Origin of the sequence: Pseudomonas sp. KCJK9111 (assembly GCF_046231935.1) — a bacterium.
Classification (GTDB): domain Bacteria; phylum Pseudomonadota; class Gammaproteobacteria; order Pseudomonadales; family Pseudomonadaceae; genus Aquipseudomonas; species Aquipseudomonas parafulva_B.
In genome coordinates, this window is record NZ_JBJJMO010000108.1 from 1 (window position 1) to 7,492 (window position 7,492).

The 7,492-nt window shown below is 62.7% G+C and carries 3 protein-coding genes; all 3 read right to left on the reverse strand.

Features of this window, described 5'->3' with window-relative positions; genetic code table 11:
• Positions 1-285: 285 nt before the first annotated feature.
• A complete protein-coding gene (gene hemE / locus ACK59L_RS21140) occupies positions 286-1,350 on the reverse strand; it encodes a uroporphyrinogen decarboxylase (RefSeq protein ID WP_409275856.1) in 1,065 nt (354 codons plus the stop codon).
• Positions 1,351-1,528: 178 nt separating this feature from the next.
• Complete coding sequence (locus ACK59L_RS21145; protein WP_409275858.1) at positions 1,529-2,947, reverse strand: FAD-dependent oxidoreductase; 1,419 nt, start codon at positions 2,945-2,947, stop codon at positions 1,529-1,531.
• A gap of 121 nt (positions 2,948-3,068) precedes the next feature.
• Positions 3,069-7,492, reverse strand: a 4,424-nt coding sequence (gene gltB, locus ACK59L_RS21150) for a glutamate synthase large subunit (RefSeq protein WP_409275860.1), incomplete at its 5' end; no start/stop codon positions are given.

Genomic DNA, 7,492 nt, shown 5'->3' on the forward strand with positions numbered 1-7,492 from the left:
GCAGAGACCCAGTGCAACAGCATCTGCTGCCAGCAATAAGCGTGTTTTTGCATAAGAAATACCGCCACGGCTCGGCAGACCCTCTCGGGCTGCCTGGGATTGCGTCGGAGAGGCCCGACAGGGACGAGCGAGTCTAAGAATGGCCAAGGCGCCGCTATGTAGGAAAAGCCCTGCGGTTCCTCAGGCTTTTCTCTTTCGGTGTGATCGCGTCGATTTCAGCGGTGAGGATCGCGTGTCAAACAACAAAAAGCCCGGCACTTAGCCGGGCTGTTCGTTTCAACGCATTTACTGGTGGTACTGCGCCGACAGTTCATGCACGGCGTTGATGAATACGCCTGCATGTTCCGGGTCAACTTCCGGGGTAATGCCGTGACCGAGGTTGAACACGTGCCCGGGGCCCTTGCCGTAGCTGGCCAGAATGCGCGCCACTTCCTTGCGGATGGCTTCTGGCTTGGCGTAAAGCACGGTCGGGTCCATGTTGCCCTGCAGGGCTACCTTGTCACCGACGCGACAGCGGGCGTCGCCGATTTCACAAGTCCAGTCCAGGCCCAGCGCGTCGGCGCCAGCTTCAGCGATACTTTCCAGCCACAGCCCGCCGTTCTTGGTGAATAGGATCACCGGCACCTTGCGCCCGTCGTGTTCGCGAATCAGGCCGCTGACGATCTTGCGCATATAGGCCAGGGAGAACTCCTGATAGGCCGCCGACGACAGGTTGCCGCCCCAGGTATCGAAGATCTGCACGGCCTGGGCACCGGCCAGGATCTGCCCATTGAGGTAGGTGGTCACCGACTGCGCCAGTTTGTCCAGCAACAGGTGCAATGCCTGCGGATTGTCATAGGCCATGGCCTTGGTCTTGCGAAAATCCTTGGAAGAGCCGCCTTCGACCATGTAGGTGGCCAGGGTCCAGGGGCTGCCGGAGAAGCCGATCAGCGGCACGCGGCCGTTGAGTTCGCGGCGGATGGTACTGACCGCGTCCATCACATAGCCCAGGTCTTTCTGCGCGTCGGGAACAGGCAGCGCCTCGATGTCGGCCGGGGTGCTGACCACCTTCCTGAAACGCGGGCCTTCACCGGTTTCGAAATACAGGCCCAGGCCCATGGCGTCCGGGATGGTGAGGATGTCCGAGAACAGGATCGCCGCATCCAGCGGGTAACGGTCCAACGGCTGCAGGGTCACTTCGCAGGCGAACTGCGGGTTCTTGCACAGGCTCATGAAGTCGCCGGCCTTGGCGCGGCTGGCGCGGTACTCCGGAAGATAGCGGCCGGCCTGGCGCATCATCCAGACCGGGGTCACGTCAACGGGTTGCTTGAGCAGAGCACGCAGGAAACGGTCGTTCTTCAGGGCAGTCATGTCGGCATCCGGAAAAATAGTGGGGGCATTTTCTCAGACACCGACACAAAAGGCACGGTCGGGGCCATGCGTTTTGTTTTTTGCGTGCTTCAGGTCAAGCATTTACCGGGCAGGTCTGGGCGCTTGTCCCTGGCAAGTGAGACCGCCCAGCGACCCCACGTGACCTGCCAGGGCGCGCTTAGACCTCCAGGTAGTCCAGGATGCCTTCGGCTGCGGTGCGCCCTTCGAAGATCGCGGTCACGACCAGGTCCGACCCGCGCACCATGTCGCCACCGGCGAACACTTTCGGGTTGCTGGTCTGGTGCTTGAACCTGCTCTTCTCCGGCGCCACCACACGGCCCTGGCTGTCGAGCTGGATATCGTGCAGCTCGAACCAGGAGGCAGGGCTGGGGCGGAAGCCGAACGCGATCACCACCGCATCGGCCGGCAGGATCTCTTCGGAGCCTGGGATCGGCTCCGGGCTACGGCGCCCACGCGCATCAGGCTCGCCCAGACGCGTCTCGACCACCTTCACCCCCTCGACCTTGTCCTCACCGACAATGGCGATGGGCTGGCGGTTGTAGAGGAACTTGACCCCCTCTTCCTTGGCGTTCTTCACTTCCTTGCGTGAACCCGGCATGTTGGCTTCGTCGCGGCGATAGGCACAGGTCACCGACTGGGCACCCTGGCGAATCGAGGTGCGGTTGCAGTCCATGGCCGTGTCACCACCACCCAGGACCACGACTTTCTTACCCTTCATGTCGACGAAATCTTCAGGCGACTTCTCGAAACCCAGGTTGCGGTTGACGTTGGCGATCAGGAAATCCAGCGCATCGTGCACCCCTGGCAGGTCCTCGCCAGGGAAGCCGCCTTTCATGTAGGTATAGGTGCCCATGCCCATGAAGACTGCGTCGTACTCAGCCAGCAACTGCTCCATGGTCACGTCCGTGCCCACGTTGGTGTTGAGGCGGAACTCGATACCCATGCCGGTGAAGACTTCGCGGCGATTGCTGAGCACGCTTTTCTCGAGCTTGAACTCAGGGATACCGAAGGTCAGCAAGCCGCCGATTTCCGGGTTCTTGTCGAACACCACGGGCGTCACGCCGGCGCGCACCAGTACGTCTGCGCAGCCCAGGCCAGCCGGGCCGGCACCGATGATGGCCACGCGCTTGCCGGTTGGCTTGACCTTGGACATGTCCGGGCGCCAGCCCATGGCGAAGGCCGTGTCGGTGATGTACTTTTCCACCGAGCCGATGGTCACGGCGCCGAAACCGTCGTTCAGGGTGCAGGCACCTTCGCACAGACGGTCCTGTGGGCATACGCGCCCACAGACTTCGGGCAAGGTGTTGGTCTGGTGCGACAGCTCGGCGGCCGCCAGGATGTTGCCCTCGGACACCAGCTTCAACCAGTTGGGAATGAAGTTGTGCACGGGGCACTTCCACTCGCAATACGGGTTACCGCAGCCCAGGCAACGGTGCGCCTGTTCCACGGACTGCTGCGGCTTGAAGGGTTCGTAGATTTCCACGAACTCTTTCTTGCGCTGGCGCAGCAATTTTTTCTTCGGGTCCTTGCGACCCACTTCGATGAACTGGAAGTCGTTGTTCAGACGTTCAGCCATTTTTCAAAACCTCTTAACAGCAGCCGCACGCTACACGCTGCAAGCCGCAAGACGATCACTTGAGCCGGGCAAACCCTGGGCTGCTCGGTTCGAGCACCCAGGGTTGGTCACGTGCAGCTGTTTACTGCGGGTTGGCGCGGGTGCTGGACAGCAGTTGCTTGAGGTTGGCGGCCTTGGGCTTGACCAACCAGAAGCGTCGTACGTAGTCGTCCAGGTTTTCGGAGAGCTCACGCCCCCACTCGCTACCGGTTTCATCCACATACTCGGCAAGAACCCGCGCCAAGTGGCTGCGGTAAGCCTCCATCGCTTCACCACTGATGCGCTGGATTTCCACCAGTTCGTGGTTGAGCTTGTCGACGAAGCTGTTATCCATGTCGAGCACATAGGCGAAACCGCCCGTCATGCCAGAGCCGAAGTTGTAACCGGTCTTGCCCAGGACGCAGACGAAGCCACCGGTCATGTACTCACAGCAGTGATCACCAGTGCCCTCTACCACGGCGTGGGCACCAGAGTTGCGTACAGCGAAGCGCTCGCCCGCCGTGCCGGCAGCGAACAACCTGCCACCGGTGGCGCCGTACAGGCAGGTGTTGCCGACGATTGCGCTGTGCTGGGTTTCGAACGGGCTGCCAGCCGGCGGCACGATGGTGACCTTGCCACCGGTCATGCCCTTGCCGACGTAATCGTTGGCGTCACCCTCAAGGTACAGGTTCAGGCCGCCGGCGTTCCAGACGCCGAAGCTCTGGCCTGCGGTGCCTTTGAAACGGAACGTGATCGGCGCACCGGCCATGCCCTGGTTGCCGTACAACCGGGCGATTTCACCGGAGACACGCGCACCGATGGAACGGTCGCAGTTGCAGATGTCGAGCGCGAACTCGCCACCGGCCTGGTCACGCACCGCCGGCATGGCCATTTCGACCATCTTCTCGGCAAGCTCGCCCTTGTCGAAGGGCGGGTTTCTGTCCACCTCGCAGAATTGCGGCTTGTCGGCCGCAATGTGCGAGCTGCCCAACAGCGGGGTCAGGTCCAGATGGTGCTGGCGCTCGGTGTCGCCCGGCAGTACCTCGAGCAGGTCGGTGCGCCCGATCAGCTCGCCAAGGCTGCGCACGCCAAGCCTTGCCAGCCACTCGCGGGTTTCCTCGGCAACGAAGGTAAAGAAGTTGACGACCATGTCGACCGTGCCGATGTAGTGATCCTTGCGCAGCTTGTCGTTCTGGGTCGCCACGCCGGTCGCGCAGTTGTTCAGGTGGCAGATACGCAGATACTTGCAGCCCAGCGCGATCATTGGGGCGGTGCCGAAGCCGAAGCTCTCGGCACCCAGGATGGCAGCCTTGATGACGTCCAGGCCGGTCTTGAGGCCGCCGTCAGTCTGTACCCGGACCTTGCCGCGCAAATCGTTCCCGCGCAGTGTCTGGTGAGTCTCGGCCAGGCCCAGTTCCCACGGCGCGCCCGCATACTTGATCGAGGTCAGTGGCGATGCGCCCGTGCCGCCGTCGTAGCCCGAGATGGTGATGAGGTCGGCATAGGCCTTGGCCACGCCAGCGGCGATGGTACCGACACCTGCCTCTGCCACCAGCTTGACCGAAACCAGCGCCTGCGGGTTGACCTGCTTGAGGTCATAGATCAGCTGCGCCAGGTCTTCGATCGAGTAGATGTCGTGGTGCGGTGGGGGCGAGATCAGCGTCACGCCCGGTACGGCATAGCGCAGCTTGGCGATCAGGCCGTTGACCTTGCCGCCGGGCAGCTGGCCGCCCTCGCCGGGTTTGGCGCCCTGGGCCACCTTGATCTGCAACACTTCGGCATTGACCAGGTATTCAGGGGTCACGCCAAAGCGGCCGGTCGCCACCTGCTTGATCTTGGAACTCTTGAGGGTGCCGTAGCGGGCTGGGTCTTCGCCGCCTTCGCCGGAGTTGGAGCGCGCGCCCAGGCGGTTCATCGCCTCGGCCAAGGCTTCGTGAGCTTCTGGAGACAGCGCACCCAGCGAGATACCGGCAGAATCGAAGCGCTTGAGGATGGCGTCGAGCGGCTCGATCTGCTCCAGCGGCAACGGCTGGTCGGCCACCTTGACCTTCAACAGGTCGCGAATCATCGACACCGGACGCTGGTCGACCAGCGTGGTGTACTCCTTGAACTTGGCGAAGTCGCCCTGCTGCACGGCGGCTTGCAGGGTGTTGACCACGTCGGGGTTATAGGCGTGGTATTCGCCACCGTGGACGAACTTCAGCAAGCCACCCTGCTGAATCGGCTTGCGTACGCTCCAGGCCTCGGCAGCCAACAGCTTCTGGTCACTCTCCAGATCGACGAAGCGCGCACCCTTGATACGGCTCGACACACCCTTGAAGCTCAGCCCGACCACTTCTTCGGCAAGGCCGATGGCTTCGAACAACTGGGCACCCCGGTAGGAGGCGACTGTGGAGATGCCCATTTTCGACAGGATCTTGAGCAGGCCTTTGGAGATGCCCTTGCGGTAGTACTTGAAGACCTCGTCCAGATCGCCCAGCACTTCGCCCGTGCGGATCAGGTCGGCCAGCACTTCATAGGCCAGGTACGGGTACACAGCCGAGGCCCCGAAGCCCAGCAGCACGGCGAAGTGGTGCGGGTCGCGGGCGGTGGCGGTTTCCACCAGGATATTGCTGTCGCAACGCAGGCCTTGCTCGGTCAAGCGGTGATGCACCGCACCTACGGCCAGCGAAGCATGCACCGGCAGCTTGCCGGGTGCGATGTGCCGGTCGCTGAGCACCAGTTGCGTCTTGCCCGCGCGCACAGCCTCTTCGGCCTGGTCGGCGATGTTGCGGATAGCCGCTTCCAGCCCGACGGCCTCTTCGTAGTTCAGATCGATCAACTGACGCTCGAAGCCGTCACGCTCCAGATTCATCAGCGAGCGCCACTTGGCCGGCGAAATGACGGGCGAGCTCAGGATGACGCGTGAGGCATGCTCCGGCGACTCCTGGAAAATGTTGCGCTCGGCGCCCAGGCAGATCTCCAGCGACATCACGATCGCTTCACGCAGCGGGTCGATCGGCGGGTTGGTGACCTGGGCGAACTGCTGGCGGAAGAAATCGTACGGCGAGCGCACGCGCTGCGACAGCACGGCCATCGGCGTGTCGTCACCCATCGAGCCGACCGCCTCCTGGCCCTGTTCACCCAAGGGGCGCAGCACCTGGTCACGCTCCTCGAAGGTAACCTGGAACATCTTCATGTACTGCTTGAGCTGGTCAGCGTCGTAGCTGGCCACACCCTGGTCGTCGGTCAGGGTCGCCTGGATCCGCGTGGCGTGCTGACGCAGCCAGCGCTTGTACGGGTGGCGAGACTTGAGACGATCATCGATGGCATCGGTGTCGAGGATCTGCCCGGTCTCGGTGTCCACCGCCAGGATCTGCCCAGGCCCGACACGGCCCTTGGCCAGTACTTCATCAGGCTGATAGCCCCACACCCCGATTTCCGAGGCAATGGTGATGTAGCCGTTGGTGGTGGTGACCCAGCGCGCCGGGCGCAGCCCATTGCGATCGAGCAGGCATACCGCGTGGCGGCCTTCGGTCATCACGATGCCGGCCGGGCCGTCCCATGGCTCCATGTGCATGGAGTTGTATTCATAGAAGGCGCGCAGGTCGGCGTCCATGGTCTCGACGTTCTGCCAGGCTGGCGGCACCAGCATGCGCACGCCACGGAACAGGTCGATACCGCCGGTCACCATCAGTTCGAGCATGTTGTCCATGCTCGAAGAGTCTGAGCCGACGCGATTGACCAGCGGGCCAAGCTCTTCGAGATCGGGGATCTGGTCATTGGCGAACTTGGTACGCCGGGCCATGGCCCAGTTGCGGTTACCCGTGATGGTATTGATCTCGCCGTTATGGGCGAGGAAGCGGAAGGGCTGCGCCAGCGGCCACTTCGGCAGGGTGTTGGTGGAGAAGCGCTGGTGGAACACGCAGATCGCGGTTTGCAGGCGCTCGTCGCTCAGGTCCGGGTAGAACGCAGCCAGGTCCCGCGGCATCATCAAGCCTTTGTAGATGATGGTCTTGTGCGAGAAGCTGCAAATGTAGTGGTCGGCGTCATGGGCATTGGCTACCGACGAACGGCGACGGGCGCTGAACAGCTTGATGGCCAGTTCCTGATCGCTCAGGCCGTCGCCACCGATGAACACCTGCTCGATCTGCGGCAAGCGTTCCAGGGCCAGGCGGCCCAGCACGCTGGTGTCGATCGGCACCTTGCGCCAGCCCACCAGCTGCAGGCCGGCCGCACGGATTTCACGGTCCATGTTGGCGCGAGCCGCTTCTGCCTTTATCGGGTCCTGGTTGAAGAACACCATGCCGACGGCGTACTGCCTGGGCAGTTCGACGGCAAAATGTTCCTGGGCCATGGCACGCAGGAACTGATCGGGCTTCTGCATCAACAGCCCGCAACCGTCGCCGGTCTTGCCGTCGGCGTTGATACCGCCGCGGTGCGTCATGCAGGTCAACGCCTGCATGGCGGTTTGCAGAAGGAGGTGGCTGGGCTCGCCCGTCATATGGGCGTTCAGCCTGAAACCACAGTTGTCTTTGAATTCTTCGG

Bases quoted from the DNA above. Each gene is read 5' to 3' on its own strand.
- hemE (WP_409275856.1), bottom strand. From the start codon at position 1,350: ATGACTGCCCTGAAGAACGACCGTTTCCTGCGTGCTCTGCTCAAGCAA.
- ACK59L_RS21145 (WP_409275858.1), bottom strand. From the start codon at position 2,947: ATGGCTGAACGTCTGAACAACGACTTCCAGTTCATCGAAGTGGGTCGC.